24 protein-coding genes are annotated in these 26759 nt (G+C 73.4%); 13 read left to right on the plus strand and 11 right to left on the minus strand.

Annotated features, from left to right (window positions below):
* Positions 1 to 159: 159 nt before the first annotated feature.
* From SNOUR_RS14230 to SNOUR_RS14245, 4 genes are all read left to right on the plus strand, one after another.
* Positions 160 to 1593: an FtsW/RodA/SpoVE family cell cycle protein gene (locus SNOUR_RS14230; RefSeq protein ID WP_079142631.1), complete on the plus strand. Its 1434-nt coding sequence runs from the start codon at positions 160 to 162 to the stop codon at positions 1591 to 1593.
* Positions 1590 to 3044, plus strand: a complete 1455-nt coding sequence (locus SNOUR_RS14235; protein WP_067358300.1) for a penicillin-binding transpeptidase domain-containing protein — start codon at positions 1590 to 1592, stop codon at positions 3042 to 3044. The genes SNOUR_RS14230 and SNOUR_RS14235 overlap by 4 nt, the downstream gene beginning before the upstream one ends.
* A gap of 76 nt (positions 3045 to 3120) precedes the next feature.
* Positions 3121 to 3603 (plus strand): HD domain-containing protein, encoded by a 483-nt coding sequence (locus tag SNOUR_RS14240; RefSeq protein ID WP_067346962.1) that lies wholly within the window; start codon positions 3121 to 3123, stop codon positions 3601 to 3603.
* Between the two features lie 296 nt (positions 3604 to 3899).
* Entirely contained in the window at positions 3900 to 4682 is a 783-nt protein-coding gene (locus SNOUR_RS14245; RefSeq protein ID WP_067346963.1) for an ABC transporter ATP-binding protein, read from the plus strand.
* Positions 4683 to 4823: 141 nt separating this feature from the next.
* On the opposite strand, the gene SNOUR_RS14250 is transcribed toward SNOUR_RS14245, so the two are convergent.
* Positions 4824 to 5258, minus strand: coding sequence for a MarR family transcriptional regulator (locus SNOUR_RS14250; RefSeq protein WP_067358302.1), 435 nt, complete (start codon positions 5256 to 5258; stop codon positions 4824 to 4826).
* 262 nt (positions 5259 to 5520) lie between these two features.
* Here SNOUR_RS14250 and SNOUR_RS14255 point away from each other — a divergent pair, with 262 nt between their 5' ends.
* The gene (locus tag SNOUR_RS14255; protein WP_174717957.1) at positions 5521 to 6324 is read left to right on the plus strand and encodes an alpha/beta fold hydrolase; all 804 of its coding nucleotides are present in this window, start codon (positions 5521 to 5523) and stop codon (positions 6322 to 6324) included.
* Positions 6325 to 6655: 331 nt separating this feature from the next.
* Here SNOUR_RS14255 and SNOUR_RS14260 read toward each other — a convergent pair whose 3' ends face one another.
* A complete protein-coding gene (locus SNOUR_RS14260; RefSeq protein WP_067346965.1) occupies positions 6656 to 7765 on the minus strand; it encodes a ferritin-like domain-containing protein in 1110 nt (369 codons plus the stop codon).
* Between the two features lie 207 nt (positions 7766 to 7972).
* On the opposite strand from SNOUR_RS14260, the gene SNOUR_RS14265 reads away from it, so the two are divergent.
* From SNOUR_RS14265 to SNOUR_RS14275, 3 genes are all read left to right on the plus strand, one after another.
* Complete coding sequence (locus tag SNOUR_RS14265; protein WP_067346967.1) at positions 7973 to 8899, plus strand: AurF N-oxygenase family protein; 927 nt, start codon at positions 7973 to 7975, stop codon at positions 8897 to 8899.
* Positions 8900 to 8972: 73 nt separating this feature from the next.
* Positions 8973 to 9713 carry a TetR/AcrR family transcriptional regulator gene (locus tag SNOUR_RS14270; protein WP_067346969.1) on the plus strand — a complete coding sequence of 247 codons (741 nt, stop codon included), beginning with the start codon at positions 8973 to 8975 and terminating at the stop codon, positions 9711 to 9713.
* A gap of 10 nt (positions 9714 to 9723) precedes the next feature.
* Positions 9724 to 9987, plus strand: coding sequence for a DUF8847 domain-containing protein (locus SNOUR_RS14275; protein WP_067346971.1), 264 nt, complete (start codon positions 9724 to 9726; stop codon positions 9985 to 9987).
* 84 nt (positions 9988 to 10071) lie between these two features.
* Here the strand turns inward: SNOUR_RS14275 and SNOUR_RS14280 are convergent, their stop codons facing one another.
* The 5 genes from SNOUR_RS14280 to SNOUR_RS14300 all read right to left on the minus strand — a co-directional run bounded on the left by SNOUR_RS14280 (position 10072) and on the right by SNOUR_RS14300 (position 15968).
* The gene (locus SNOUR_RS14280; RefSeq protein ID WP_067346972.1) at positions 10072 to 11325 is read right to left on the minus strand and encodes a styrene monooxygenase/indole monooxygenase family protein; all 1254 of its coding nucleotides are present in this window, start codon (positions 11323 to 11325) and stop codon (positions 10072 to 10074) included.
* 54 nt (positions 11326 to 11379) lie between these two features.
* Positions 11380 to 11940, minus strand: coding sequence for a GTP-binding protein (locus SNOUR_RS14285; RefSeq protein WP_312632573.1), 561 nt, complete (start codon positions 11938 to 11940; stop codon positions 11380 to 11382).
* A gap of 61 nt (positions 11941 to 12001) precedes the next feature.
* The gene (locus tag SNOUR_RS14290; RefSeq protein ID WP_079142635.1) at positions 12002 to 12451 is read right to left on the minus strand and encodes a DUF742 domain-containing protein; all 450 of its coding nucleotides are present in this window, start codon (positions 12449 to 12451) and stop codon (positions 12002 to 12004) included.
* On the minus strand, positions 12448 to 12942 hold the full coding sequence (locus SNOUR_RS14295) for a roadblock/LC7 domain-containing protein (RefSeq protein WP_067346977.1): 495 nt from the start codon (positions 12940 to 12942) through the stop codon (positions 12448 to 12450). The genes SNOUR_RS14290 and SNOUR_RS14295 overlap by 4 nt, the downstream gene beginning before the upstream one ends.
* Positions 12939 to 15968: a nitrate- and nitrite sensing domain-containing protein gene (locus SNOUR_RS14300; protein WP_067346979.1), complete on the minus strand. Its 3030-nt coding sequence runs from the start codon at positions 15966 to 15968 to the stop codon at positions 12939 to 12941. Before SNOUR_RS14300 ends, SNOUR_RS14295 begins: the two co-directional genes overlap by 4 nt.
* 622 nt (positions 15969 to 16590) lie before the next feature.
* On the opposite strand from SNOUR_RS14300, the gene SNOUR_RS14305 reads away from it, so the two are divergent.
* The gene (locus SNOUR_RS14305) at positions 16591 to 17436 is read left to right on the plus strand and encodes a hypothetical protein (protein ID WP_067346981.1); all 846 of its coding nucleotides are present in this window, start codon (positions 16591 to 16593) and stop codon (positions 17434 to 17436) included.
* Between the two features lie 20 nt (positions 17437 to 17456).
* On the opposite strand, the gene SNOUR_RS14310 is transcribed toward SNOUR_RS14305, so the two are convergent.
* Positions 17457 to 17984 (minus strand): MarR family winged helix-turn-helix transcriptional regulator, encoded by a 528-nt coding sequence (locus tag SNOUR_RS14310; protein WP_067358307.1) that lies wholly within the window; start codon positions 17982 to 17984, stop codon positions 17457 to 17459.
* A gap of 298 nt (positions 17985 to 18282) precedes the next feature.
* On the opposite strand from SNOUR_RS14310, the gene SNOUR_RS14315 reads away from it, so the two are divergent.
* Positions 18283 to 19140, plus strand: coding sequence for a lysozyme (locus SNOUR_RS14315; RefSeq protein ID WP_067346983.1), 858 nt, complete (start codon positions 18283 to 18285; stop codon positions 19138 to 19140).
* 70 nt (positions 19141 to 19210) lie between these two features.
* On the opposite strand, the gene lon is transcribed toward SNOUR_RS14315, so the two are convergent.
* The 3 genes from lon to SNOUR_RS14330 all read right to left on the minus strand — a co-directional run bounded on the left by lon (position 19211) and on the right by SNOUR_RS14330 (position 23754).
* Positions 19211 to 21700: an endopeptidase La gene (gene lon, locus SNOUR_RS14320; protein WP_067346985.1), complete on the minus strand. Its 2490-nt coding sequence runs from the start codon at positions 21698 to 21700 to the stop codon at positions 19211 to 19213.
* A gap of 154 nt (positions 21701 to 21854) precedes the next feature.
* On the minus strand, positions 21855 to 22763 hold the full coding sequence (locus tag SNOUR_RS14325) for a pentapeptide repeat-containing protein (protein WP_067346986.1): 909 nt from the start codon (positions 22761 to 22763) through the stop codon (positions 21855 to 21857).
* Between the two features lie 136 nt (positions 22764 to 22899).
* Positions 22900 to 23754, minus strand: a complete 855-nt coding sequence (locus SNOUR_RS14330; protein ID WP_067346988.1) for a rhomboid-like protein — start codon at positions 23752 to 23754, stop codon at positions 22900 to 22902.
* A 214-nt stretch (positions 23755 to 23968) separates the two neighbouring features.
* On the opposite strand from SNOUR_RS14330, the gene SNOUR_RS14335 reads away from it, so the two are divergent.
* From SNOUR_RS14335 to SNOUR_RS14345, 3 genes are all read left to right on the plus strand, one after another.
* Complete coding sequence (locus SNOUR_RS14335; protein ID WP_067346990.1) at positions 23969 to 24730, plus strand: spermidine synthase family protein; 762 nt, start codon at positions 23969 to 23971, stop codon at positions 24728 to 24730.
* A gap of 83 nt (positions 24731 to 24813) precedes the next feature.
* Positions 24814 to 25554: a response regulator transcription factor gene (locus SNOUR_RS14340; RefSeq protein WP_067346991.1), complete on the plus strand. Its 741-nt coding sequence runs from the start codon at positions 24814 to 24816 to the stop codon at positions 25552 to 25554.
* Positions 25551 to 26684: a HAMP domain-containing sensor histidine kinase gene (locus SNOUR_RS14345; RefSeq protein WP_067346993.1), complete on the plus strand. Its 1134-nt coding sequence runs from the start codon at positions 25551 to 25553 to the stop codon at positions 26682 to 26684. Before SNOUR_RS14340 ends, SNOUR_RS14345 begins: the two co-directional genes overlap by 4 nt.
* Positions 26685 to 26759 lie beyond the last annotated feature (75 nt).

The following is a 26759-nucleotide window of genomic DNA, read 5'->3' on the forward strand; positions in this document are numbered from 1 at the left end:
GTTCACGGAACGGCCCGTACCCACCCCCGTGAGGACCCCGATTCTTCCCCTAGGGGACTCCATCGGCCGGGCGCGGGGTCCCCCGGGGGAGCGGGGGCAAGAGCGGCAACCATGGCCGATATTGGCGAAATGCGGCGATTTGCTTGCTACGTTGCGGGGATGGATGTGGCGGACCGGGCGGATGCGGCCGAGGCGCGGGCGCAGGCGGCGGGCGACGGGCGGGCGGCGGGCGCGCCTCCGGCGCCGCCCCGGCCCAAGAGGCGGGGGGTCGAACTGGCCCTCCTCGTGGGTGCCGTGCTCATCAGCTTCTGCGGCTATCTGGCAGTGGGGCTGGCCCGGACGCACGCGGTGCCGGCCGGGGCGCTCCGGTACGCGGCGGGGCTGGGCGGGCTGGCGCTGCTGGCGCACCTGGCGGTGCGGTTCGGGGCGCCGTACGCCGATCCGCTGCTGCTGCCGACCGGGGTGCTGCTCAACGGGCTCGGGCTGGTGCTGATTTTCCGGCTCGACCTGGAGACGCCGGCCGATCATGCGGCGCCCGCGCAGCTGGTGTGGTCCACGGTGGGCGTGGCGCTGTTCATCGCGGTGGTGGCGGTACTGCGGGACCACCGGGTGTTGCAGCGGTACGCCTACGGGTGCGCGGGGCTGGCGCTGGCCCTGATGGTGGCGCCGATCCTGTTCCCGGCCGTCAACGGGGCGCGGATCTGGATCCGGGCGGCCGGATTCTCGCTCCAGCCGGGCGAGTTCGCCAAGGTGCTGATCACGGTGTTCTTCGCGGCGTACCTGGCGGCCAACCGGGAGGCGCTGGCGGACACCGGGAAGGCGGTGTGGCGACTGCGGCTGCCGGCGGCGCAGGTGCTCGGGCCGGTCGTCGCCATCTGGCTGGTGAGCGTCGGGGTGCTGGTCCTCGAACGGGACCTGGGGACCTCGCTGCTGTTCTTCGGGGTGTTCGTGGTCCTGCTGTACGTGGCCACCGGGCGGACCGGGTGGATCGCGGTGGGGGTGCTGCTGGCGGCGGCCGGGGCGGCGGCGGTGGGCACGCTGGAGCCGCATGTGCACGGCCGGGTGCAGGACTGGCTGCATCCGTTCGCCGGGATCGCGGCGGGGCGGGGGCCGGGGCAGTTGGCGCAGTCGCTGTTCGCGTTCGCCGCGGGCGGGACGTTCGGGACCGGGCTGGGGCAGGGGCACTCGTCGCTGATCGGGTTCGCGCGCAAGTCGGACTTCATCCTGGCGACGCTGGGCGAGGAACTGGGACTGGCCGGGCTGAGCGCGCTGTTCCTGCTCTACGCGCTGCTGGCGGCGTGCGGCTACCGGGCGGCGCTCGGGCTGCGCGACCCGTTCGGCAGTCTGCTGGCGGTCGGGCTGGCGGTGCTGCCCGCCCTCCAGGTGTTCGTGATCGCGGGCGGGGTGATGGGGCTGATCCCGCTGACCGGGATGGCGATGCCGTTCCTGGCGCAGGGCGGCTCGTCGGTGGTGACCAACTGGATCATCGTCGCGCTGCTGGCGCGGATCACCGACCGGGCGCGGGGGCCGTGGCCCGACGCGCCCGCCCGGCAGGCCCGCGCCGCCCCCGACGCCCTCGGGGCGGCGCGGTGATCCGCGGCATCCGGCACACCGCCGCGTTCTCCTTCCTGCTGCTGACGGCGCTGCTGGTCAACGCCGTGCGGGTGCAGGTCTTCGAGGCGGAGGGCTACACCGGCAACCCGGCCAACCGGCGGACCGCGATCGCCCGGTACGCCCAGCCGCGGGGCGCCGTCGTGGTCGGCGGCCACCCGGTCACCGGCTCCCGGGACAGCGGCGGGCGGCTGCGCTACGAGCGCACCTACACCGACGGACCGCTGTACGCGCCGCTCACCGGCTTCGCCTCGCAGCAGTACGGCACGTCGCTGCTGGAGAGTTCCGAGGACGGCATCCTGGCCGGGACCGACGATCGGCTGGTCGTGTTCCCCTGGTGGGACGGGTTGGTCCACCGCCGGCCGCCGGGCGGCCGGGTCGAGACCACCGTCAACCCGGCGATGCAGCGCGCCGCGTACCACGGGCTGGCCGGCCGGAAGGGCGCGGTGGTGGCGGTCGAGCCGCGCACCGGGCGGGTGTTGGCGCTGGTCAGCTCGCCGTCGTACGACCCCGGGGAGCTGTCCGGGAACGGCCGTTCGGTGACCGGTGCCTGGCGGCGGCTGAACGAGGCGCCGGACCGGCCGATGCTCAACCGGGCGCTGCAGCAGACCTATCCGCCCGGTTCGGTCTTCAAGGTCGTCACCGCGGCGGCGGCGCTGGACAGCGGCCTGGTCAAGGACCTCGACGCGCCGCTGGACGTGCCCGACCCCTACACCCTGCCGGGCACCCGCACCCAGCTGGGCAATCCGACGGAGGGCTGCGAGCACGCGGGCCTGCGGGAAGCCTTCCGGCTCTCCTGCAACACCGTCTTCGCGCGGCTGGGCGTCGGCGTCGGGGAGCGCGGGATGGCCGAGGCGGCGCAGCGGTTCGGCTTCAACGACCGGGGGCTGCGGATCCCCTCCCCCGTCGCGCCGAGCACCTTCGACACCAGGATGCACCCGGCGCAGCTGGCGCTCTCCGCGATCGGGCAGTACGACACCGCCGCCACCCCGATGCAGATGGCGATGGTCGCGGCGGCGGTGGCCAACGACGGCCAGCTGACGCCGCCGTACCTCGTCGAGCGGGTGACCGACGCCCACGGGGTGATGGTCGCCACCGGAGCGCGGCGGCCCACCCGGCAGGTGATGAACCCGGCCACCGCCGAGCAGCTCCAGGAAATGATGGCCGAGGTCGTCGAGCACGGGAGCGGGCGGACCGCGGCGATCGACGGGTTCATCGTGGGCGGCAAGACGGGGACGGCCCAGCACGGCGTGCGCAACGAGGGCACGCCGTACGCCTGGTTCATCGCGTGGGTGCGGGACCAACAGAGCCATGAGCCGCTGTCGGCGGTGGCGGTGGTCGTGGAGGATGCGGAGGCCGAGCGCGAGGACATCAGCGGCGGCGGCAGCGCCGGGCCGATCGCGCGGGCGGTGATGGCGGCGGGGTTGCGGTGAGGCGGGGCGGGGGCGGTGTCCGGGGGCGTGAGGTGGTCGGTGCGTGGGGTGATGGGTGTCCGGTCACAATGGCGCCATGGCTTCTGACGCGGATCCCCGCACGGCTCCTGCTGCGCCCTCGCGGCTCCCGCTCGCCGAGGTGGAGGCGCTGGCCCGGCGCGCGCACGAGGGGCAGACCGACAAGGCGGGCCGCCCGTATGCCGAGCACCTGGCGGCGGTCGCGGCGGGGGTGCGGGCGCGCGGCGGCAGCGAGGCGCAGATCGCCGCGGCCTGGCTGCACGACGCGGTCGAGGACGGCGCGGTGAGCGCCGACTGGCTGGCCGGGGCGCCGCTGGACGAGGCGACCAGGGCGATGGTCCTGGCGGTCACCAAACGGCCCGGGGAACCGGTCGAGGAGTACACCGCCCGGATTCTGGCGACGCCGGGCGCGCTGCTGGTCAAGGAGGCGGACCTGGCGCACAACGCCGATCCGGCGCGGCTGGCGGTCCTGGACGCACCCACCCGGGAGCGGCTGACCGCCAAGTACGCCCGGGTGCGGGCCCTGTTGGGACTGGGGTGAGCCGACGACGTGTGGTGTGTCCGGGGGATGGGGCTCCAGGTTGCGGTTCTCGGGCTTCGGGTTTGCGGGTGGGGTGGGGGCGGTGGTGGTCGGGGGCAACGCCCGGTGGCCCGTGGCCGGTGGCCGGTGGCTGGTGGCCGGTGGCCGGAATCTTCTCCTGCGGTTCCACGCATCGGACGGCCGCACCGAAAGATGCCCTACGCAGCTAATCTGCCGCGATGACTCCCTCGCAGCCTTCGGAACCGACGCACCCGACCGCCCGGCCCGCGGACCCGCAACGCCCTGAAGGGGGACGGGTGATCGCCGCGCTGGCGGGCGTCGGCGTCCGCCGCTACACCACCGACCAGGTCATCCTCGACGACATCGACTGGACCGTGCGGGCGGGCGAGCACTGGGCACTGCTCGGCGCGAACGGCGCGGGCAAGACCACCGTCCTGCGGCTGATCGGCGCGCTGATGTTCCCCACCGTCGGCACCGTGGAGGTGCTCGGCCACCGGCTCGGCCGGGTGGACGTGCGGGAACTGCGCGCCGCCATCGGCCTGGTGTCCAGTGCGCAGAAGGTGCCGCAGGACGCCACCGCGCACACGGTGGTCCTGACCGGCGCGACCGGCACCGTGCAGCCGCTGTGGCGGAAGTACGACCAGGCCACCCGGGAACGGGCCGACGAGTTGCTGGCCGAGCTGGACTGCAAGGAGCTGGCGGACCGGCCGTACGGCGTCTGCTCGGGCGGCCAGCGGGCCCGGATCCTGATCGCCCGGGCGCTGATGGCCGATCCGTCGCTGCTGCTGCTCGACGAGCCGTTCAACGCGCTGGACCTGCCCTCCCGGGAGGACCTGATCGACGCGCTGCACCGGCTGGCCGCGGGGCGACCAGAGCTGGCGACGGTGACGGTGACCCACCATCTGGAGGAGCTGTCCCCGGCCGTCGGGCAGGCCGTGCTGTTGCGCGACGGGCGGGTGCAGGCGCTCGGTCCGGTGGCGGAGGTGCTGACGGGCGAGCGGATGACGGCGTGTTTCGGCCGGCCGATCGAGGTGTCCCGGCACGAGGGGCGGTGGCTGGCCCAGTCCGGTCGGCGGTAGTGCGCCCTGTGTGACGTCTTCTGCGTGACTTCTTGCGCGTGCCGTCTTGTGCGTGCCGTCTTGCGCGTGACGTCTTCCGTGTGACGTTGTCGTTCCGCGTGCCGTCGACCTGCTACGTGTCGTGACGTTTTCTCGGCACCGTCAGGTTTCCTGCGTACCGGCCGCCGCGTCCCGCACGCCGGTCAGGAAGCGGCGGATGGCGGCCCGTTCGCCGGGGTCGAAGCTGTCGAGCAGGGCGAGGGTGCGCGCGATCAGCGGGCCGAAGAACGACTGCCCCAGGGTGACCGCGCGCGGGTCGATGACCAGCAGGACGCGGCGTCGGTCGCGGGTGTCGCGGACCCGGCGGAGGTGTCCCAGCCGTTCCAGGCGGTCGACCAGCGCCGTGGTGCCGGCGGAGTTCAGGCCGAGCCGGGCGCCGAGCCGTCCGGCGGTCAGTTCCTCGCCGGCACGGGCCGCGTCCAGCAGGGCGATCAGGGCCCGCAGGTCGGTGCGGTGCAGACCGTTGCGAGCGGCGAACTCACCACCCGCCAGGTCGAGTTGAAGCGTCACCTCGCGCAGCAGATGGACCAGGTCCATACCCTCCGGTTCCCGCTCCCGCGCCACCACCACGGATCCCCACCTCTCCTACGTCCGGCCCGTATATCCCGAACCAGCAACCTAACCCGGCCGGGGCGCGTATGATCCCGCATTGTCTCGCCGAGCGAGATACTTGGCGGGCGAGGTACCTGGCGGGCGAGGTACCTGGCGGCCCGCCCGTCTGCTGTCGTCCTCACCACGGAGGCGCACCGTGAACGCGAAACGCACGTCGTCGGAGTTCCGGGCCGCGTACGGGCAGGGCATGGCGCTCTGGCCGGTGCCGGTCGAACGGCTCGATCTGGAGACGGAGTTCGGCAGCACGCGGGTCAATGCCTGCGGGCCGTCCGGTGGGCCGCCGCTGGTGTTGCTGAGCGGCGGTGGGACCACCTCCGCCGTCTGGTACGCACGGGTCGCGAGCCTCGCGCGGACGCACCGGGTGTACGCGGTGGACCTGATGGGCGGGCCCGGGTTGAGCGTGCCCGGCGGTCGGCCGCTGCGCCGACCGGCCGATCTGATGGCGTGGCTGGACGGGGTGGTGGACGCGCTCGGGGCCGAACGGGTCGCGCTGCTGGGGCACTCGTACGGAGGGTGGATCGCGCTGAGTTACGCGGTGCACGCCCCGGATCGGGTGGAACGGCTGGCCCTGCTCGACCCCACGCAGTGCTTCGCGGGCTTCCGGGCGTCGTATCTGGTGCGGGCGGTACCGCTGTTGGTGCGGCCCGGTGAGGTCACGGCACGGCGGTTCCTGGCGTGGGAGGCCCGCGGTGGACCGGCGGTGGCGCCGGAGTCGGTCCGGCTGACGGGGGTGGGCGGCCGGGAGTTCCGGGGACGGCCGGTCACCGGGCCGCGGCCGGACGTGGCGCGGTTGGGGACCGCCGCGCCGCCCGCGCTGGTGCTGCTGGCCGGGCGCAGCAGGGCGCATGACGTGCGACGGGTCGCGGCGGTGGCCGGGCGGTCGCTGCCGGGGGCGCGGGTGGTGACGGTGCCGGGGGTCGGGCACCATGCGCTGCCGGAGCTGCGGTCGGCGGAGTTGGACGGGTGGGTGGCCGGGTTCCTGACGGGCTGATGGGCGGCGGCTCGGGGCCTGGCGGCGATCTCGGGCAGGGCGAGCGGCCCGCCGCGGGCGGCGAGCGCGGCGACGACGGCCACCGCCACGGCGCCGGCGACGCCCTGGGGTGGGCGTGGGTGACCTCCGCGGACCGGGCGGCCTGTGCGGCGGCGCGGTCGGGCCTCCGCCTCGGGGCGGAAGGGCGCGAAGAAGCGTTCGCCGAAGGCATCGCCGTGCGCCAGGCCCTCGATGCTGCCGCGCACCGCGGCGCGCCGTCGGTCGCCGGTGTCCATGGGCGGATCCTGTCATCCGTGCCCCGGTCCGTACGGCCGGTGGGGCGCGGGCGGAGTCAGTCGTGGGCGGCACCCCGCGCGATGGTGTCGGCGACCTCGGCGGTGCGGGCCGCCTCCTCGGCGGCGAACCGCTCGGCGTCCAGTTGCTCGGCGAGCTCCTCGTCCTGGGACATCAGCAGATCCAGGTTGGCGTCGCCCAGTTCGAGGACGCCGAGGTCCACGTAGGCGCGCTGGAGGCGTTCGCCCCACAGACCGATGTCCTTGACGCAGGGGACGATCCGGCTGAACAGCAGCTTCCGGAAAAGCTGGAGGAACTCCGAGCGCTCGGTGAACTCGGCGGCCTCCTCGACCGGGATGCCGTAGTTCTCCAGGACCTCCGTGCCGCGCAGCCGGTCGCGCATCAGGTAGCAGCCCTCGATGACGAACTCCTCGCGCTCGCGGAGTTCGGCGTCGGTGAGCTGCCGGTAGTAGTCGCGCAGCGCCATCCGGCCGAAGGCGACGTGGCGGGCCTCGTCCTGCATGACGTAGGCGAGTATCTGCTTGGGCAGCGGCTTGGTGGTGGTGTCGCGGATCATGCCGAACGCGGCCAGCGCCAGGCCCTCGATGAGCACCTGCATGCCGAGGTAGGGCATGTCCCAGCGGGAGTCGGCGAGGGTGTCGTCGAGCAGCGCCTTGAGGTTGTCGTTGACCGGGTAGAGCATCCCGATCTTGTCCTTGAGGAAGCGGCCGTAGATCTCCGCGTGCCGGGCCTCGTCCATGGTCTGGGTGGCCGAGTAGAACTTGGCGTCGAGGTCGGGGACGGATTCCACGATCCGCGCGGCGCACACCATCGCGCCCTGCTCGCCGTGCAGGAACTGGCTGAACTGCCAGGCGGAGTAGTGCTGCCGGAGGTCGCCGCGGTCCTTCTCCGTCATCCGGCCCCAGTACTTCGTCCCGTACAGCGCCAGGGACTCGTCGGGGGTGCCGAGCGGGTCCCTGGGGTCCACCTCCAGGTCCCAGTCGATCCGCGTGGTGGCGTCCCACTGCTTGTCCTTGCCCTTTTGGTAGAGGGCCAGCAGACGGTCCCGCCCGTCGTCGTACTCCCAGGTGAAGCGAGCCGCGCCGGAGGCCGGCACGGTCCACAGGGAATCCCCGGGGTCCTGGACGTAGAGCTCTCGGATCGACACGGCGCCTCGCCTCCTCCGCCCGCCGAACGCCTCGTCGCGAACGGGCCGTTGGCAGAGTCACACGCTTCTTACCGGCGGGTCAATAAGTCGTGCGCGAGGGATTGACGCGCTTGCTGACAGGCAGTCTCATAAGAGGCAGCCGCATGTGACCGCGGGTAACTCCGACTGTGAGGTGTAGCCAGAGCCATGACGAGCGCGCCCACCGCAATGACCGAGGCGGATATCGACGTCCTGCGAGACGCCCTCGGGTTGCTCAAGGACCGGGAGCAGATCGCCGAGCGGCTGCTCGCCTCCTCCGCCAAGCACTCCTTCGACCCCGACAGCGAACTCGACTGGGACGCGCCCTTCGAGGAGGGCAAGTGGTTCTGGCCGCCGGAGCTGGTCTCGCTGTACGACACCCCGATGTGGCGGCGGATGAGCGAGGAGCAGCGGATCCTGCTCTCCCGGCACGAGGCGGCGGCGCTGGCCTCGCTCGGCATCTGGTTCGAGATCATCCTCATGCAGCTGCTCGTCCGGCACATCTACGACAAGCCGGCGACCAGCGCACACGTCCGGTACGCGCTCACCGAGATCGAGGACGAGTGCCGGCACTCGAAGATGTTCGCGCGGCTGATCTCCCGCGGGGACACGCCCTGGTACCCGGTCGCCCGGGTACACCAGAACCTCGGCCGCCTCTTCAAGACGATCTCCACCACCCCCGGTTCGTTCACCGCGACCCTGCTCGGCGAGGAGGTCCTGGACTGGATGCAGCGGCTGACCTTCCCTGACGAGCGGGTGCAGCCGCTGGTCCGGGGCGTCACCCGGATCCACGTGGTGGAGGAGGCCCGGCACGTGCGGTACGCGCGCGAGGAGCTGCGGCGGCAGATGGTGACCGCGCCGAAGTGGTCGCAGGAGTTCACCCGGGTCACTTCGGGCGAATTCGCCCGGGTCTTCGCCATCGCCTTCATCAACCCCGAGGTCTACGCCAACGTCGGTCTGGACAAGCGGGCGGCCATGGCGCAGGTGAAGGCCAGCCCCCACCGGCGCGAGGTCATGCAGAACGGCGCCAAGCGGCTGACCGACTTCCTCGACGACATCGGGGTGCTGCGCGGCGTGGGCCGCCGCCTGTGGCGGTCCTCGGGGTTGCTGGCCTGAACGCCCCGTCCACGGGCACCGCCACCCCGAGCACCTGTACGACGGGGAAACCCCGGCGGTTACGCTGCTGTTCATGAACGGCAGCGGCACCGCCCCAGCAGTACCCAGGCCCGCCTACCGCAGGCTGAGCGTCGAGCAGCGCCGCAGCCAGTTGCTGGCCGCGGCGCTGGGCCTGTTCGCCCAGCGCGCTCCGGAGGACGTCTCGTTGGACGACGTCGCGACCGCCGCCGAGGTCTCGCGGCCGCTCGTCTACCGCTACTTCCCCGGCGGCAAGCAGCAGTTGTACGAGGCGGCGCTGCGCAGCGCCGCCGACGAGCTGGAGCAGTGCTTCGCCGAGCCGGAGAGCGGCCCGCTCACCCAGCGGCTGGGCCACGCCCTGGACCGCTACCTGACCTTCGTCGACCAGCACGACGCCGGGTTCAGCGCGCTGCTCCAGGGCGGCAGCGTGGTGGAGACGTCCCGGACGACCGCGATCGTGGACGAGGTCCGGCGCGCCGCCGCCGAGCAGATCCTGCGCCACCTGGGCGAGCCGGAACCGAGCCCGCGACTGCGGACCACCGTCCGGATGTGGATCACCGCGGTCGAGGCCGCCTCGCTGATCTGGCTCGACGAGGAGAAGCGGCCCACCCTCGACGAGCTGCGGGACTGGCTGGTGGACCACTTCGTCGCGCTGCTGACCGCCACCGCGGCCCGGGACCCGCAGACCGCCCGGGTGATGCGGGCGGCGCTGAAGGGCGAGGCGCCCGACGGCCCGGCCGGCGAGCTGGCGCGCCGGATCCTACCCGTGGTGAGCGAGGCCGCCCACCTGCTGTGAGACTGGGTCGGTGCGCAGCGAGAACATCCCCTTCGTCGGCGGTCCCCTGGACGGCCGGGTCCTTCCCGTCCTGGTCGGCCCCACCGGACTGCCCCCGAAGACCTACGAGATCCCGGTGCCCCGCGACGACGGCCGGCCGCCGGAGGTGCACCTGTACCGCCGGGTCCCCGGGCCGCCGGGCCGACTGGGGCTGCCGCGCGGCTGGCGGTACGCCTACGACCCCGAGGGCCGCCCCGCCGCCGGGCCCAAGTGGCCCTGGCGGAAGCGGCGTTGACGGAAGGGACGCCGGCGGCAGTGACGCCGGAAGCGGGCCGGTGGACCGCCGCACGGTCCGCCGGCCCGCCGGGCCGTACCGGGATCAGCCGGTGAGCGACGCCACGTAGGCGTCGGCCTTCTCCGGCTCGAAGAAGAAGTGCTCGAAGTCGGACGGGTCGTCGAAGCCGTTGGCGAACCGGTCGGCGATCGGCTGGAGCTGGCCGGCGGCGCCGAACAGGTTGAGGACGTGCTCCGGCGGCGGGGCCAGCATCGCGTTGGTCCACTTGGTGACGTGCCGGGCGGTCTGCCAGTAGCGGTCGAAGGTGGCCTGCATCCACGCCGCGTCGAACGGCCGCTCGCCCCGCTCGACGATGGACGCGAGGTAGGACGCGGCGCACTTGGCGGCCGAGTTGGCGCCCTGGCCGGTGATCGGGTCGTTGGCCACCACCACGTCCGCGACGCCCAGGACCAGGCCGCCGGAGGGCAGCCGGCCGATCGGCTTGCGGACGGTGGGGGCGTAGCGGCCGGCCAGCGTGCCGTTGGCGTCGGTCAGTTCGACGTCGGCGCTGCGCTCGTACTCCCACGGCAGGAACGTCTTCATCAGGTCCAGCGTGAGGGCCAGGTGCTCCTGGGGGTCCCGCACGCCCTGGAAGACGTCCACCGGGCCGCCGGGCAGGCCCTCCCAGAAGAGGATGTCGGCGCGGCCGGTGACGGTCAGGGTCGGCATCACGAACAGCTCGCCGACGCCGGGGACGACATTGCAGCGCACCGCGTCGAACTCCGGGTGCTCCGGGCGCGGGCCCATGCCGTGGACGTAGGCGACGGCCAGCGCGCGCTGCGGGGCGTCGTACGGCGAACGGGCGGCGTCCCGGCCGAACATCGACACCAGCTCGCCCTTGCCGGCCGAGACCAGCGTCAGGTCGTAGCGCTGAGCGAAGAAGTCCAGGTCGGAGACGGCCGCGCCGTGGATGACGACCTGGCCGCCGCGCTGGGCGAAGGTCTCCATCCAGCCGGCCATCTTCAGGCGCTGGTCGACGGACTGGGCGTGGCCGTCGAGCTTGCCGACCCAGTCGATGGCGCGCTGGGTGCCGCCGGGCGCGGCGTGGCTGCCGGGCGCGGCGACCGAGACGCCCAGACCCTCGATGCGCGGGGCCTGGCTCTCCCAGAAGTTGAGCGCCAGGTCGCGCTCGTGCTGGAGGGCGGTGTGGAACATGCACTGCGTCGACATGACCCGGCCGGAGCGGATCTCGTCGGCGGTGCGGTTGGACATCAGGGTGACCTCGTAGCCCTGGGACTGGAGGCCGAGGGCGAGCTGGAGACCGGACTGGCCGGCTCCGACGATGAGTATCTTCCGCATGGCGGGGCTCTTCTCTGTTCCTGCTGTTCGGGGGGAAGGCTGGGGGGTGGCGGGCTATTCGGGCGTGACGTCCAGCGCGTGGCCGACCAGCGCGAGCAGGGCCTGGATGACGGTGGGCCGGCGCCGCGCGTCCATCACCACGACCGGCACCTCCGGCGGCACGGTCAGCGCGTCCCGGACGTCGTCCACCTCGTACCGCTCGGTCCCCTCGAAGTGGTTGACCGCGACGACGTACGGCAGCCCGCAGCTCTCGAAGTAGTCCAGCGCCGGGAAGCAGTCCTCCAGCCGCCGGGTGTCGGCCATCACGATCGCGCCGATCGCGCCGCGCACCAGGTCGTCCCACATGAACCAGAAGCGCTGCTGGCCCGGTGTGCCGAAGAGGTACAGCACCAGTTCCTGGTCGAGGGTGATCCGGCCGAAGTCCATGGCGACCGTGGTCGTGGTCTTGTCCGGCGTCGCCGACAGGTCGTCGGTCGCCTCGCTGGCCTCGGTCATCACCGCTTCGGTCTGCAGCGGAGTGATCTCCGAGACCGATCCGACGAAGGTGGTCTTGCCGACGCCGAAGCCGCCCGCCACCACGATCTTGGTGGCGACCGGTGCCTGCGTCCGATCCATCTGCCAGCTCTGCAGCCCCGCATCGTCGGCGGCGGCCGGCCCTGTCCCGGCCGTTATCGTGTCAGAGCCTGTGAAGTCCACTCAGCACCCTTTCGAGCAGCGCGCGTTCGGGCCGGCCGGTGCCGTGCCCGGTGCCGTAGACGCGAATCTTTCCCTGGTCGGCGAGATCGCTGAGGAGGACGCGGACGACTCCCAGCGGCATCTTGAGCAGTGCGGAGATCTCCGCGACCGAGCGCATCCGGCGGCACAGCTCGACGATCGCGCGCATCTCCGGCATCACGCGGTCCAGCCAGCCGGGCCCGGACGAGGCGGTGAGCTCCCGCCGCTCCTCGGGGGCCTCCAGCGCGGCCACGAACGTCTCGACGAGCAGCACGTGGCCGAAGCGCGTCCGCCCGCCGGTGAGCGAGTACGGCCGGACCCGCGCGGGCTTGGGGGTCCCCCCTGGTCGAGCGGAGCCGAGAGCTCGGGGGAGGTCTGCGCCGCGTACGGGGAGTTTGGGAGTACTACTCACTGGGCGTTCTCCATCGACTTGCGGAGTTCGGTGCGCAGTTCCGGGGTCAGGACGTGGCCGGCCCGGCCGACGAAGAGCGCCATGTGGTAGGCGATGACGCTCATGTCGCAGTCCGGGGTGGCGTGCACGCCGAGCAGTGAGCCGTCGCTGATCGACATGACGAACAGGCTGCCCTCGTCCATCGCGACCATCGTCTGCTTGACCGCGCCGCCGTCCATCAGCTTCGCGGCGCCGTTGGTGAGGCTGCCGAGGCCGGACACGATGGTGGCGAGGTCGGCGCTGGAGCCCCGTGGGCCGCCGTCGGCGGTGTGCGCCGCGGCGTTCTCCACCCGCTCGGGGTCGGAGGACAGCAGCAGCAGACCGTCGGAGGAGACCACCGCGACCGAGTGGATGCCGGGCACCTCGTCGACCAGATCGCTCAGCAGCCAGTGCAGGTTACGTGCCTGGGGGCTCGGTCCTTTTCCCTGAGCCGTGGGCGCTTGCGCCTTCAATCGCGTGCCTCCTCGCCGGTATGGCTTTGTCCCGGGGCCCCCGCTCCGTCGGTGTCGGTCTGTGGGATGGTCTGCTCCGCGGTGCTGTCCGCGATCTCGGCCGCGACATCGCGGCGGCCGTCCCGCGCACCCTGCTGGAATCCGCCGAGCCGACGGCGCAGTGCCTCGGCGTGGGCGGTCCCGGTCTTGCGGGGTGCGGCGGGCGCCTTCTTCTGCGCCACGTTCTTCGGGACGCGCTTGGGCAGCCCGGTGCTCGTCCGGCGCCGCGGCGCGGGCCCGGCGGGTGACTCCGCCGGGGGCACTTCCCCCTGGGGCGCCGGGTCCGGGTCCGCGCCCGGTTCCGGTGCCCCGTCGGTCTCCCCGGCCGGCGCCGGGCGACTGTGCTCGTCCGGCCCTATGGCGTACGGGTCGGCGCTGGCGGGCGCCGCGGCGGGGTGCCGTCCCTTCCCGGGCGCCGGGACGGCCGGGGCGCCGTCGGCCGACGGCGTGGTCTCCCCGGGACGGGTGTGTTCGCCGGTGGTGCCGGCGGCGGCGCCCGCCGTGGCGTACGGGCCGGGCGACTGCGGGCCGTACGGGCTCGGTTCGGGCGCGGCGGCGGGGCGCTCGGCGTCCGCCGCTCCGGTGAACGGGGGCTCCTGCGCCGCGGGCGGCTCCGCCGGGCCCTGGGACTGGGCCGGTACCGCCGGCCGCCCGGCCGGTGCCGGTGCTTCCGCCGGCGGCTGGGCGCCGAGCCCCGCCGCGTCGATGGCGCGTTCGGCCGCGGCGACGAACGGGTCGTCGGCGAGCCCGCGCCGGCCGGCCGGCGGCTGCTGCGGGGCGGGCTCCGGCGCCTCCTGGGCGACCGGGGCGTCCGCGACCGGTGCGTCCGCGACCGTTGCCTCCGCGGCCGTTGCCTCCGCCGACGGGGCGGGCTCCGCCGGGGCGGGTTCCTCGACCGCCGGCGGTGCCGTCGGCTCGGGCCGGCTCATCCGCGTCTGGAGGGTGTTGGAGTTGGCCTCCGCGATCGAGCCCGGGAGGGTCGGCGCGGACGGCCCGCCGATGCCCGCCGCGGGGGCGGACGGCGCCGGCCCCGGGCGGTTGGGCAGGATCGAGCCGGGGAGCACGACGACGGCGGTGACACCGCCCTGCTTCCGGTCGCGCAACTGGACCCGCACGCCGTGCCGGGCGGCCAGCCGCACCACCACGTACAGGCCCAGGCCCAGCGCCTCGTCCACGCTCTCGGAGGTCGAGGCGGCCTCCGCGTCCGAGAGCCGCTCGTTGACCTCGGTCAGCCGGTCCGCGGTCATTCCGATGCCCTCGTCCTCGACCGAGAGCATCAGCTCGCCGCTCTCCAGCAGCCAGCCGGACAGCTCGACATGGGCTTCCGGCGGGGAGAACGCGGTGGCGTTCTCCAGGAGTTCGGCGACCAGGTGGCTGATGTCGTCGGCGGCGAACCCGGCGACCTGGGCGTGCGGCGGCAGCGAGGTGATGCGCACCCGCTCGTACCGCTCGATCTCGCTGACCGCGGCGCGCAGCATGTCCAGCAGCGGCACCGGCCCGGAGTGGCTGCTGCCGTGCTGTTCGGCGCCGGCCAGGACGAGCAGGTTCTCGCTGTTGCGGCGCATCCGCGCGGCGAAGTGGTCCAGCTTGAAGAGGGTGTCCAGCCGCTCCGGGTCGGACTCGCTCTCCTCCAGGGACTCGATGACCGCGAGCTGGCGCTCGACCAGTCCGAGGGTGCGCAGCGAGAGGTTGACGAACCGGCCGTGGACGCCGGTGCGCAGCACCGCCAGCCGCTCGTGGAGTTCGGCGACCTCCTCCTTGAGCGCCTCGGCCTGTTCCTGGAGGACCTCCCGCTCGGCGACCAGCCGCTGCCGGCCGCCGACCAACCGCTTGCGCTCGCCCTCCAGCTCGGCGCCGCGCCGGGCGGCCTCGGCGACCTGGGCGTGCAGCGCGTTGACGGAGCGGACGGCGGCGGCGTACTCGTCGTTGCGGCCCTTGTAGCCGATGGGCTCCTCGTGGCCGGGGTCGGCCGCCAGCCGCTTGGCGCCGATCCGCAGCGCGGCCAGCGGCTGGGTCATCGTGCGGGCGGCCCAGATGCCGGTGCCGACGGCCACCAGGAGGCAGAGCCCCTCCAGGCCGACGGCGATCTCCAGGTCCGTCACGTCGTCGTCGCGCAGTTGGCCCAGGCGCTGGATCTCGGCGGTGGCGATGGCCGATTCGACGCCCCGCATCAGGCCGACCCGGGCGGTCAGGGCGGCCTGTACCCGGCGCCGGCTGAGGGCCAGGTCCGTGGCGTCCAGGAACGGCTGGTCGGTCAGCTTGGTCAGGTAGCGCTCGGCGGTGTCGACGTCGGTGCCGTTGACGGTGCGCTGGAAGCGGTCCCTGGCGTCCTGGCTCGCGGCCTGGTTGAAGTCGCCGAGGGCGCCCTGCTCGCGGATGTGGGCGACCTGTGCGGCGGCGGTCAGCCGGGGCTGGGCGCCGCCCGCCTTGAGCCCGGCGAGCAGCAGCGCGCGGGTGCCGGCGGCCTGGTCGGCGGCCCGGCCGAGGGCGGGCAGCGCCAGGGTGTCGGCGGCCCCGCCGTCGGCCCGGGCGGGCAGGCCGCGGGCGATGTCGTCACTGATCGTGCCGAGTGCCGCGACGGCCGCGCTGTATTCGTCGTAGACCTGCTCGGCGGTGGCGGGCCCGGCCAGCGCCTTCTGGCGGGTCTCGGGGAGCTGCTTGAGGAGCTTGTCGGCGGCGGCGAACGCGGCGGTGTCCCCGGCCACGCCCTGGGCCTGGCCGCGCAGTTCGTCGATCTGCCGGTCCACCTGGGCGCGCTGGGAGTCGGTGGGGGCCTGGGTGACGTTGCGGCCGGTGCGGCCGGCGGCGACGTACGCGGTCATCGCGTCGCGCTCGTCGGCGAGGGTGTGCGCGAGGGTGACGGCGTGCGCGTTCAGCCCGGCCAGGTCGACGAGGTGCTGACTGCCACCGGCGTTGTCGGCGGCGGTCAGCACGGCGGGGGCGCCGGCTCCCAGGACGGCCACGGCGACCACGGCCACGGCCCCCATGAGCCGGTTGCGGACCCGCGCGGGACGCCGTCCCGAGCCGGTCGCGTCGTCGCCCGTCGTGCCCGATCCCGCACCGGGTGCCGTGCCCGGTACCGAGACCGATCCGGCCGGTGACCCCGGCTTCCCTGCGCCGCCCCGAAGCCGCTTCTTCCGCACCGCTGCTCGCATTCCTAATCTCGCCTGCCCACGCCGTGTCGGCGTCGCGGATCCGGCTCGCTCACCGCTCGCGGGGCGGATCTGCGCGAAGACCGCGGCAGCGCACAATTCCGCGAAAGGGGAACAGCCCGGCTCTGCGCGTCGCGACGAACGTCCTGACCACCCCGGTTACTCCGGGAATCGACCATTCCACCGGCGCCGCGCAGTGGCTCGGCAACACATGCCCGGCCACCTGAACGAGTGAACAGCAATCGGAGTTTGGGCATCAACTTCCATGCGGCATCAGTTTCGGCCGCAACCTTGCGCAACCCCCCGACGGGTTTGGAGATGCGTGCCGGTCCTGGAAGGATGCCCGCCCGCAGCCGGCACCGGGCGCCTCGCGCACATGGGGGCCACTATCTCCCCACCTTCCGATGCGACGGCCGGTCACCGGGCCTTTTCGGCCACCTCCGGCAGACTTTCCGGTATGCGCATCGCACTCGCCACCGACCCGGGCGATCCCCAACGCCCCAACGAGGACTACGCGTCGGTCGCCCTGCCGGCCTCCGGCGACGGCGGCGCCCTGGTGCTGCTGGACGGGGTGACCCCTCCGGAGGGGGACTGCGGCTGTGTCCATTCCGTGCCGTGGTTCACCGCGCGACTCGGGGGCGCAATGCTCGAACTGTCGGTTTCACGCCGCGATATGACGTTGACTGAGGCGCTCGCCGCGGCCGTGACCAGAACGGCCGCGGCACACCGCGACACCTGTGACCTTTCTCACCCTCGTACGCCGCAGGCGACGGTGGTCGCCGCGCGCTGGTCCCGGGAGACCGTGGAGCACCTGGTGTTGTCCGATTCCGTACTGCTCCTGGAGAAGGCGGACGGCTCGGTGCATCCCGTGCGGGACACCCGGCTCGACGGCCTCCCGCCCGCGGTCCGCGCGCGGCGCGCGGCGGTCCGGGCGCTGCCCCGCGGATCCGCCGAACGCGCCGCCGCGGCCCGGGAGTACGTCCGTGCGGTGGAGGCGCTGCGCAACGCCGAGGGCGGTTTCTTCACCGCCGCCGCCGATCCGTCGGTGGCCGCCCGCGCGCTGACCGGCGCCACCCCGCGCGCCGGGCTCCGCTCGCTGACGGCGCTCAGCGACGGCGCGGGCCGCTGGGTGGAGGTCTTCCGCGCGGGCTCCTGGGCCCAGTGCGCGGCGCTGGTCGCCGAGGCCGGGCCGCAGGCGCTGATCGACCGGGTGCGGGAACTGGAGGCGGCGGACCCGGAGGGCACCGCGCACCCACGGGGGAAGACCCGGGACGACGCGGCGGTGATCCACGTCGCGCCGTGACAACAGGGCCGGGGAATGCCCTAGCCTTCCTGCCCCTCGCGCTCACCCGCCGGTTCGCCCTCGTGCTCGCCCTCCTGCTCCGCGTTCAGTCGGTGCAGGAGACGGGCGAGTTCGGCGACCTCGGCACGGTCCCAGGAGGCGAGGCGGCGGGCGTAGCGGGCGCGGCGGGCGGTGCGGACGCGGTTGAAGCGGTCCCGGCCCTCGTCGGTGATCCGCACCAGGACCGCGCGGCCGTCGGCCGGGTCGGGTGCGCGGGCGACCAGCCCGAGCCGTTCCAGGGCGTGCAGTTGGCGGCTTATGGTCGCCTTGCCGACGCCGAAGAAGGCGGCGAGGTCGGTGGCGCGCTGGGCGCCGGCGTCGGCGAGCCGCACCAGCAGGCCGTAGGCGGCCGGTTCGAGGTCGGGGTGGACCTCGCGGGAGAGCTCGCCGGAGGAGGCGCGGGCGCGGCGCAGAAACACCGCCAATTCCCGTTCCAGGGACAGGAATGCGGGGTCCACACCCATCGGCTCGCCGTCCGCCGTGGTACCGCCGGCTCCGGTCTCGTGCACGTCAGCACCCTTTCCCGCGTTGTCCCGCTCGTCCAACAAATCCCCCGTCGTGTTCGCCCCGCGTTTCCGTCCGGCTGAAATTTTCTGTCCCGGGTGGGTGGAACCGCAGTTGGGCCAGTATTTCGCAGGAGTAGACCAACGGCAGCCCGCGGCCCCCTTTTGCCACGGGGTTCTACGCGCGTATCGTCATTTCTGGCATGACCACACCAAATGTGGTGCCGGTACCTCCCCCCTCAGAGGTCACTTCCTTCTCGGAGTCACCGCATCGAGATCCACCGAGATCTACGGAGGCACGTAAATGCCCGTGCTCAGATCCGGCTCCCCCCACCGCTCCGTGCGCTCCCGCGCGACCGTGGCCGGGACCCTCCTCGCGACCGTCTCCCTCCTCGTCGGCCTGCCCGGCACGGCCGGTGCCGCCGCCACCGCGCGCGCACCCGAACCCCGCCACCCCGAATTGGACTGGGCCGGCTCCCAGATCGCCAGGCACGAGGGCACCAAGGGCGGTGCCCTCCCGTCGCCCTCGCTGGCCGCGACCGTCGAGGGCGTGGACGTCAGCAGCCACAACGGCAACGTCGCCTGGTCGACGCTGTGGAACAGCGGCGTGAAGTTCGCCTACGTCAAGGCCACCGAGTCCACCAGCTACACCAATCCCTACTTCGCGCAGCAGTACAACGGCTCCTACAACAGCGGCATGATCCGCGGCGCGTACCACTTCGCCACGCCCGACACCTCCAGCGGCGCCGCCCAGGCCAACTACTTCGTCGACCACGGCGGCGGCTGGTCCAAGGACGGCAGGACACTGCCCGGCGCGCTGGACATGGAGTACAACCCCTACGGCGCCACCTGTTACGGGCTGAGCGCGGCCGGGCTGGTGAACTGGATGAAGGACTGGTTCGCCACCTACAAGGCGCGCACCGGCCGGGACGCGGTCGTCTACACCTCCACCGGCTGGTGGAAGCAGTGCACCGGCAACTCCGACGCCTTCGGCAGCATCAACCCGCTGTGGATCCCCCGCTACGGCTCCTCGGCCGGCGAACTCCCGGCCGGCTGGGGCTTCCACACCATCTGGCAGTACACCTCGACCGGCCCGACGGTCGGTGACCACAACAAGTTCAACGGGGCCTACGACCGGCTCCAGGCGCTGGCCGACGGCTGACGCGCGGCGGGCCGGCCCGTCCCCCTGGCGAGGGGCGGGCCGGCCCGTGCCGGACGTCACCGACCGTGCGCTACGCCGCGACCGGGACCTCCGGCCGCCGGCCGTTCGCGGCCGGCGTCAGGGCCAGTTCCAGCACCTGCCGGACGTCCGCGACCGGGTGCACCTCTAGCGCTTCGAGGACCTCGGCCGGGACGTCGTCCAGGTCCGGTTCGTTGCGCTTGGGGATGATCACGGTGGTGATGCCGGCCCGGTGCGCCGCCAACAGCTTCTGCTTGACGCCGCCGATCGGCAGCACCCGCCCGGTGAGCGAGACCTCACCGGTCATCGCCACGTCCGGACGGACCTGCCGGCCCGACAGCAGCGAGGCCAGCGCGGTGGTCATCGTGATGCCCGCGCTGGGGCCGTCCTTGGGGACGGCGCCGGCCGGGACGTGCAGATGGACCCCGCGCTCCTTCAGGTCGCCCACCGGGAGCTCCAGTTCGGCGCCGTGCGAGCGCAGGAAGGACAGCGCGATGTGCGCCGACTCCTTCATCACGTCGCCCAGCTGACCGGTCAGCGTCAGGCCGGAGGCACCGGTCTCCGGATCGGCCAGCGACGCCTCGACGTAGAGCACGTCGCCGCCGGCGCCGGTGACCGCCAGACCGGTGACCACACCGGGCACCGCGGTCCGCCGCTCGGCCGGGTCCTGGGCCGACTCCGGGGTGTGGTGCGGGCGCCCGAGCAGCGGGCGCAGCTCGTCCACCCCGACGGCGAACGGCAGCTCCTGCTCACCCAGTTCGTGCCGGGCGGCCACCTTGCGCAGCAACCGGGCGAGCGAGCGCTCCAGGTTCCGCACGCCCGCCTCGCGGGTGTACTCGCCGGCCAGCCTGCGCAGCGCGGCGTCGGCCACGCTCACCTCGCCGGGCTCCAGTCCGGCCCGCTCCAACTGGCGCGGCACCAGGTGGTCCCGGGCGATGACGACCTTCTCGTCCTCGGTGTAGCCGTCCAGCCGGACCAGTTCCATCCGGTCCAGCAGCGGCTCGGGGATCGCCTCCAGGACGTTGGCGGTGGCCAGGAACACCACGTCGGAGAGGTCCAGTTCGACCTCCAGGTAGTGGTCCCGGAAGGTGTGGTTCTGCGCGGGGTCCAGCACTTCCAGGAGGGCGGCGGCCGGGTCGCCCCGGTAGTCGGAGCCCACCTTGTCGATCTCGTCGAGGAGGACGACCGGGTTCATCGAGCCGGCCTCCTTGACGGCCCGCACGATCCGGCCGGGGAGCGCCCCGACGTACGTCCGCCGGTGGCCGCGGATCTCCGCCTCGTCCCGGACGCCGCCGAGGGCGACCCGGACGAACTTCCGCCCCATGGCCCGCGCCACGGATTCCCCGAGCGAGGTCTTTCCGACGCCCGGCGGCCCGACCAGCGCCAGCACCGCGCCGCCCGCCCGTCGCCCGCCGCCGCCCTCGCCGGAACCGCCGCGCGACGCCCCCTTCGACGGCCCGCCGACGAGCCCGAGCCCCCGCTCGGCGCGCCGCTTGCGCACGGCCAGGTACTCGGTGATCCGCTCCTTGACGTCCTCCAGGCCCGCGTGGTCGGCGTCCAGGACCTCCCGGGCGCCCGCGATGTCGTAGGCGTCCTCGGTCCGCTCGCTCCAGGGGAGTTCCAGGACGGTGTCGAGCCAGGTCCTGATCCAGCTGCCCTCCGGGCTCTGGTCGCTGGCCCGCTCCAGCTTGTCGACCTCCTTCAGGGCCGCCTCGCGGACCTTCTCCGGCAGGTCGGCGGCCTCCACGCGGGCGCGGTAGTCGTCGGACTCCTCGCCCGGGTCCTTGGAGTTCTCGCCGTTCAGCTCGCGCAGTTCCTTGCGGACCGCGTCCAGCTGCCGGCGCAGCAGGAACTCCCGCTGCTGCGCCTCTACGCCCTCCTGGACGTCCTTGGCGATGGACTCGGCGATGTCCTGCTCGGCCAGGTGGGAGCGGAGCGCCTCGGCGGCGTACTTCAGCCGGGCGACCGGGTCGGTGGTCTCCAGCAGCTGGAGCTTCTGCTCGCCCGTCAGGAACGGCAGGTAGCCGGCGTTGTCGGCGAGCGTGGGGACGTCGTCGATGCCGGCAACCCGGTCCACGACCTGCCAGGCGCCGCGCTTGCGCAGCCAGCTGGTGGCCAGTGCCTTGTATTCCGTGACGAGTTCGGCGATCGCTCCGGGGAGGGGGTCCGGGACCTTCTCCTCGACGGTGGTCCCCTCCACCCAGAGCGCGGCGCCCGGCCCGGTGGTGCCGGAGCCGATCCGCACCCGGCCCAGCCCCCGGATCAGGGCCCCGGGATCGCCGTCGGACAGCCGTCCGACCTGCTCGATCCGCCCGAGCGTGCCGATCGCCGCGTACGTCCCGTCGATCCGCGGCACCAGCAGCACACGGGGCTTGCTGCCCGATGACGCGGCGGCCTGGGCGGCCTCCACGGCGGCGCGCACCTCGGCGTCGGACAGGTCCAGGGGCACCACCATGCCGGGCAGGACGACCTCGTCGTCGAGGGGCAGCACGGGCAGGGTGAGCGGTGTGGACTCCGTCGACCGAGCGGACTCAGCAGTCATGATCTCCCCTTCGGCAAGCAAGTTGAGCTTTACCCACTCAATGCTGGAAGCCCTGCCGTTGTTCCCCCGCACGTGTTCGCTGTGAGCGATCAGGCGGCGGCAACTCCGTTACGGGCCAGGGGCGGTGGGCCAGGCCGAGGGCGAGCGGGCGCCGCTACCAGTGGGCGGGGCGGCGCAGCCCGCGCGGCAGCCTGGTGGTCGCGTCGCCCCGGGCGGCGTTCACCTGGGCCTGCGTCAGGAAGATGCTGCCGGTGAGGTCGGCGCCGCGCAGATCGGCGTCCCGGAGGTCGGCGCCGATCATGTCCGCGGAGCGCAGGTCGGCGCCCCGCAGGTCGGCGGCGATGAGATAGGCGCCGCGCAGGTTGGCGCCCTTGAGGTCCGCGCCCTTGAGCCTCGCCCCCATCAGGTCCGCGCCGCGCCGGTCCTTCTTCCGGCCCGGGACCTTCGCCCGGACCAGCTCGCTGACCCGCAGCAGCAGGGTGTTGGCCTCGGCCCGGTGGGCGGGCACGTCCAGCCCGGCCAGCTCCTCCGCGGTGCCCAGGGTCAGCCGCTCGGTCTTCTCCAGGGCCGCCCGCAGCTCGTCCCGCAGCGCGGCAGGCAGCGCGGCGCTGGCCGCTCCGGTGGAGCCGGTGCTCGCACCGGACGGGGGCAGTGCCACCGCCTGGGTCAGGTACCAGAGCAGTTCGTGCAGCTGGCGCATCACGGCGAACGCGTCGAACATCGGCCGGGCGGTCTCCGGCGCGGTCCGCCAGTCCTGCCCCTGGAAGGTGACCTGGGAGATCTTCTGGCCGGCGCCGAAGCACTCGAAGACCGTGCAGCCGGAGAAGCCGCGCTGCCGCAGATCCTGGTGGACGCCGCAGCGGAAGTCGGCCTGGAGGTTCGGACAGGGCCGCCCGGCCTCCTTGTCGAGGGCGAAGTCCGCCGAGCGCGCGAACGGCAGCGCCACACAGCACAGGCCGAAGCAGTTCCCGCAGTCGGAGAGCAGCGGCAACCGGGCGGCGTCCGGGGCGTGCGCCGGGTCGGACGTGCGGTCCTGGGCGGGGCGGCGGGACTCGTGCGACACGGTTCTTCTCTGCTCCTACGGCCGGCGGGCGCCCTCCCTCCGAGCGCCCGCGAGGAGTCCCATTGTCCGTGACCCGCGGCGGGCGTCCGTGACCCGCGGCGGGCCGGGCGGCCCGAGCGCCGGGCGGCGCCGGGGATCAGGACGTCCGCGGCAGGCCGGGCGTCCGGAACGCCGGATGGCCCAGGTCCCCCGGCAGCGGCGCGGGCCCGGCCCGCCGCGCCTGCCAGCTGCGCAGCAGCGGCCAGGCGGCGACACCCAGGGCGAGCGAGAGCAGATGACCCCAGTCGGTCATCGGGTCGATGTAGGTGAGCAGGCCGCTCACCGCCTGATAGCCGCCGGCGGCCAGCAGCGGCCAGCGCGCCCAGGCGGGCAGCAGCCCGGTGAGCGCCCCGAGGCAGGCCATCACGCCGAAGCTGATCCCGTAGTCGAGGCGGTGCAGGGAGCTGTCCGGCAGCCCGCCGGCGGCGACCGAGAAGCCGATCGGCACCTCGGTGGCGAGGGTGGCCAGCGCATGCCCGCCGAAGAACACCACCGCGCTGCGCACCCCGCCGATCCGCCGCTCCAGAGCGGTCAGCACGAAGAGGAAGGCGATGGCGTACCCCGAGGTCAGCCCGCCGGCGATCCACAGCGCGCTGGCGACCAGCACCAGCAGCGGCGCCTGGGCGAGGTGGACCACGTCGGTTCTGGAGCCCTGGAGCAGTGCGGAGACCACGGAGGGGTTGCCGTGCTCGGCGAAGAGCGAGGTGGCCACGAGCAGCAGCGCGTAACCGAACGTGAAGGGGGTGCCGGTCGGGGTGGGGAGCAGCCGCCAGGGGCGCAGGCCCGTCCAGGGGCGGCGGGCGGCGGGGACCGGGGCGGCGGTGTGCGCGGCCGGCGCGCCCGCGCCGCCGCGCTGCCGGGGCAGCCCGGCGAGGAGGACCGGCGCACCGTCGTCCGGCGCCGCACCGTCCCCGGCCGGCGCGCCGCCGGCCGTCTCCACCGCACTCGCCATTCCAGGCCCCTTCCGCCGCCCCGCGCACCGTCCGCGTTCCACTGTGCCCGGCCAACCCATGAGTCAGCTGTGTGAGTGATATCCCTCACAGCCCTCAACCTTCGTACGAGGCACGGCGTTGCGCGTGTCGGCCTCCGGAACCGCCCGGGAACCGTCCCGGAACCGGGTCCGAAACCGTTGGACCGCCGCGCCGGACTGTGGTCAAGATGGCCGCATGGCTCCCGTTCACCCCTGGCATCCGACCGCCGGCGACGAGCCGGCCGTACGCACCCTCGACCGCCGCGAGGGCCCCTACGGAGAGGTGGTGCTGCGGCAGCGGGATCCGGCCGCCGCGGACCCCAACACCCTTGCGGCGCCCGAGAGGTGCGGCCCGGTATACGAGATCATCGCCAACGGCTGCTTCCTGATGGACACCTCCGACGGCCGCTCCGAACGGCTGCTGGTGGACGCCGCGCTGGCCGCCCTGCCGCCCGACCGCGGGAGCCCCTCGGTACTGATCGGCGGACTGGGCGTGGGCTTCTCGCTGGCCCGGGCGGCGGACGAGCCACGGTGGGGCCGGATCACGGTCGTGGAGCGGGAGACGGCGGTGATCGACTGGCACCGCACGGGCCCGCTGGCGGCGGTCTCCGGACCGGCGCTGGCCGATCCCCGTACCGAGATCCTGCACACCGACCTGGTGGCGCACCTGTGCACGGACGCCGGCCAACTCGCCTACGACGCCCTGTGCTTGGACATCGACAACGGCCCCGACTGGACCGTCACCGAGGACAACGACGGCCTCTACTCCCCCGCCGGCCTGGCCGCCTGCCGGGACCGTCTGACCTCGGGCGGAGTGCTCGCCGTGTGGTCGGCCCAACCCTCGCCGGCGTTCGAACAGGCGCTGAGAAATGCCGGTTTCGAGGGCGTAAGGACGGAAGAGATGCCGGTTGCCCGAGGCGTCCCGGACGTCGTCCACCTGGCGCTCCGGTCCGCGTAGGGCGCGTAGCCGACTGTCACATCATGCCCTTACGCTGCTGCCCAGCAAGACGCGACCACGCAGGGCACATGCAGGGGCGGGCGATGGACCAGACTCAGACAACCCAGGGCGGCACCACCGCGGCCACGCCGGGCGCCCAGCGCCGGGTCCTGGTCGTGGAGGACGATCCGACGATCGTCGAGGCCATCGCGGCCCGGCTGCGCGCCGAGGGGTTCCAGGTGCAGACGGCCACCGACGGCCCGGCCGCGGTCGACACCGCCGAGGCGTGGCAGCCGGACCTGCTCGTGCTCGACGTGATGCTGCCGGGCTTCGACGGCCTGGAGGTGTGCCGTCGGGTGCAGGCCCAGCGCCCGGTGCCGGTGATGATGCTCACCGCCCGCGACGACGAGACCGACATGCTGGTCGGCCTCGGGGTCGGCGCCGACGACTACATGACCAAGCCGTTCTCCATGCGGGAGCTGGCCGCCCGGGTGCACGTCCTGCTGCGCCGGGTCGAGCGGGCCGCGCTGGCCGCGCACACCCCGCGCAGCGGCATCCTGCGGCTGGGCGAGCTGGAGATCGACCACGCCCAGCGCCGGGTACGGGTGCGCGGCAACGACGTCCACCTCACCCCCACCGAGTTCGACCTGCTGGTCTGCCTGGCGAACACCCCGCGCGCGGTGCTCTCCCGCGAACAGCTGCTGGCCGAGGTCTGGGACTGGGCGGACGCGTCGGGCACGCGGACGGTCGACAGCCACATCAAGGCACTGCGCCGCAAGATCGGAGCCGAGCGCATCCGCACCGTCCACGGCGTGGGGTACGCCCTGGAGACCCCGCCGGCATGATCCGTCAGTGGCGGCCACGGGCGCGCGCCCTGTGGGACCGGTTCTGGGAGGCGCTGCGCCCCCTGGACCCGTACCGCTCGGTCAAGGCGGCGCTCGGCGCCCTGGTGATCATCTCGGTGATCATCACCACACTCCTGGTCTTCGTGGCGATGCACTCGGCGACCGAGCTGCGGGTGATCACGGTCTTCTCGATCATCGCCTCGCTGCTGATCACCCAGTTCGTGGCGACCGGCCTGACCGCCCCGCTCGGCGAGATGACCGATGTCACCCGGGCGATGGCGCACGGTGACTACACCCGCCGGGTGCGCGCCGGCCGCCGCGACGAGTTCGGCGACCTGGCCGACGCCTTCAACCGCATGGCCGCCGACCTGGAGGCGGTGGACACCCACCGCAAGGAATTGGTCGCCAACGTCTCGCACGAGCTGCGCACCCCCATCGCAGCGCTGCGCGCGGTGCTGGAGAACGTCGTCGACGGCGTCTGCGAGCCGGACTCCGACACCATGCGCACGGCGCTGAAGCAGACCGAGCGGCTGGGCCGGCTGGTCGAGCACCTGCTGGACCTGTCCCGGCTGGACAACGGCGTGGTGCCGCTGCACGCCCGACGCTTCGAGGTCTGGCCGTACCTGTCCGGGGTGCTCAAGGAGGCCAACATGAGCCGCGGCGCCTCCACCCTCTCCGGGCTCTCCGGCCTCGCCGGCTCCGGCACCCACACCCGTACCGACGTCCATCTGCACCTCGACGTCTCGCCACCGGAGCTGACCGCGTACGCCGACGCCGAGCGGCTCCACCAGGTCGTCGCCAACCTCATCGACAACGCGATCAAGCACAGCCCGCGGCACGGCCGGGTCACGGTCCGGGCCCGCCGCGGCGACGGTCCGGCGAGCCTGGTGCTGGAGGTGCAGGACGAGGGCCCCGGCATTCCGGAGTCCGAGCGCTACCGGGTCTTCGAGCGGTTCAACCGCGGCGGCCCCGGCCCCTCGGGTCCGGGCACCGACGGCGGGACGGGGCTGGGCCTGGCGATCGCGCGCTGGGCGGTGGACCTGCACGGCGGACGGATCGGGGTGGCGGAATCATCCCGGGGTTGCCGGATCCGGGTCACTCTTCCGGGGCTGGAGTCATCCCGGGGTTGACGCCGACTGACGTAGGGTCGGTGGCGGGAGCACACATTCCGGGGTGCGACGGCGATGAGCGCTACCCGCACGCGG

The sequence above is a fragment of the Streptomyces noursei ATCC 11455 genome (genome assembly GCF_001704275.1).
Lineage (GTDB): Bacteria > Actinomycetota > Actinomycetes > Streptomycetales > Streptomycetaceae > Streptomyces > Streptomyces noursei.

What these genes read in the sequence shown, in the direction of transcription:
- SNOUR_RS14230 (WP_079142631.1), top strand. Translation starts at nt 160, where the DNA reads ATGGATGTGGCGGACCGGGCGGATGCGGCCGAGGCGCGGGCGCAGGCG.
- SNOUR_RS14240 (WP_067346962.1), top strand. Translation starts at nt 3,121, where the DNA reads ATGGCTTCTGACGCGGATCCCCGCACGGCTCCTGCTGCGCCCTCGCGG.
- SNOUR_RS14250 (WP_067358302.1), bottom strand. Translation starts at nt 5,258, where the DNA reads ATGGACCTGGTCCATCTGCTGCGCGAGGTGACGCTTCAACTCGACCTG.
- SNOUR_RS14255 (WP_174717957.1), top strand. Translation starts at nt 5,521, where the DNA reads ATGGCGCTCTGGCCGGTGCCGGTCGAACGGCTCGATCTGGAGACGGAG.
- SNOUR_RS14265 (WP_067346967.1), top strand. Translation starts at nt 7,973, where the DNA reads ATGACCGAGGCGGATATCGACGTCCTGCGAGACGCCCTCGGGTTGCTC.
- SNOUR_RS14270 (WP_067346969.1), top strand. Translation starts at nt 8,973, where the DNA reads ATGAACGGCAGCGGCACCGCCCCAGCAGTACCCAGGCCCGCCTACCGC.
- SNOUR_RS14280 (WP_067346972.1), bottom strand. Translation starts at nt 11,325, where the DNA reads ATGCGGAAGATACTCATCGTCGGAGCCGGCCAGTCCGGTCTCCAGCTC.
- SNOUR_RS14285 (WP_312632573.1), bottom strand. Translation starts at nt 11,940, where the DNA reads ATGGATCGGACGCAGGCACCGGTCGCCACCAAGATCGTGGTGGCGGGC.
- SNOUR_RS14300 (WP_067346979.1), bottom strand. Translation starts at nt 15,968, where the DNA reads ATGGGGGCCGTGGCCGTGGTCGCCGTGGCCGTCCTGGGAGCCGGCGCC.
- SNOUR_RS14305 (WP_067346981.1), top strand. Translation starts at nt 16,591, where the DNA reads ATGCGCATCGCACTCGCCACCGACCCGGGCGATCCCCAACGCCCCAAC.
- SNOUR_RS14315 (WP_067346983.1), top strand. Translation starts at nt 18,283, where the DNA reads ATGCCCGTGCTCAGATCCGGCTCCCCCCACCGCTCCGTGCGCTCCCGC.
- lon (WP_067346985.1), bottom strand. Translation starts at nt 21,700, where the DNA reads ATGACTGCTGAGTCCGCTCGGTCGACGGAGTCCACACCGCTCACCCTG.
- SNOUR_RS14330 (WP_067346988.1), bottom strand. Translation starts at nt 23,754, where the DNA reads ATGGCGAGTGCGGTGGAGACGGCCGGCGGCGCGCCGGCCGGGGACGGT.
- SNOUR_RS14335 (WP_067346990.1), top strand. Translation starts at nt 23,969, where the DNA reads ATGGCTCCCGTTCACCCCTGGCATCCGACCGCCGGCGACGAGCCGGCC.
- SNOUR_RS14340 (WP_067346991.1), top strand. Translation starts at nt 24,814, where the DNA reads ATGGACCAGACTCAGACAACCCAGGGCGGCACCACCGCGGCCACGCCG.
- SNOUR_RS14345 (WP_067346993.1), top strand. Translation starts at nt 25,551, where the DNA reads ATGATCCGTCAGTGGCGGCCACGGGCGCGCGCCCTGTGGGACCGGTTC.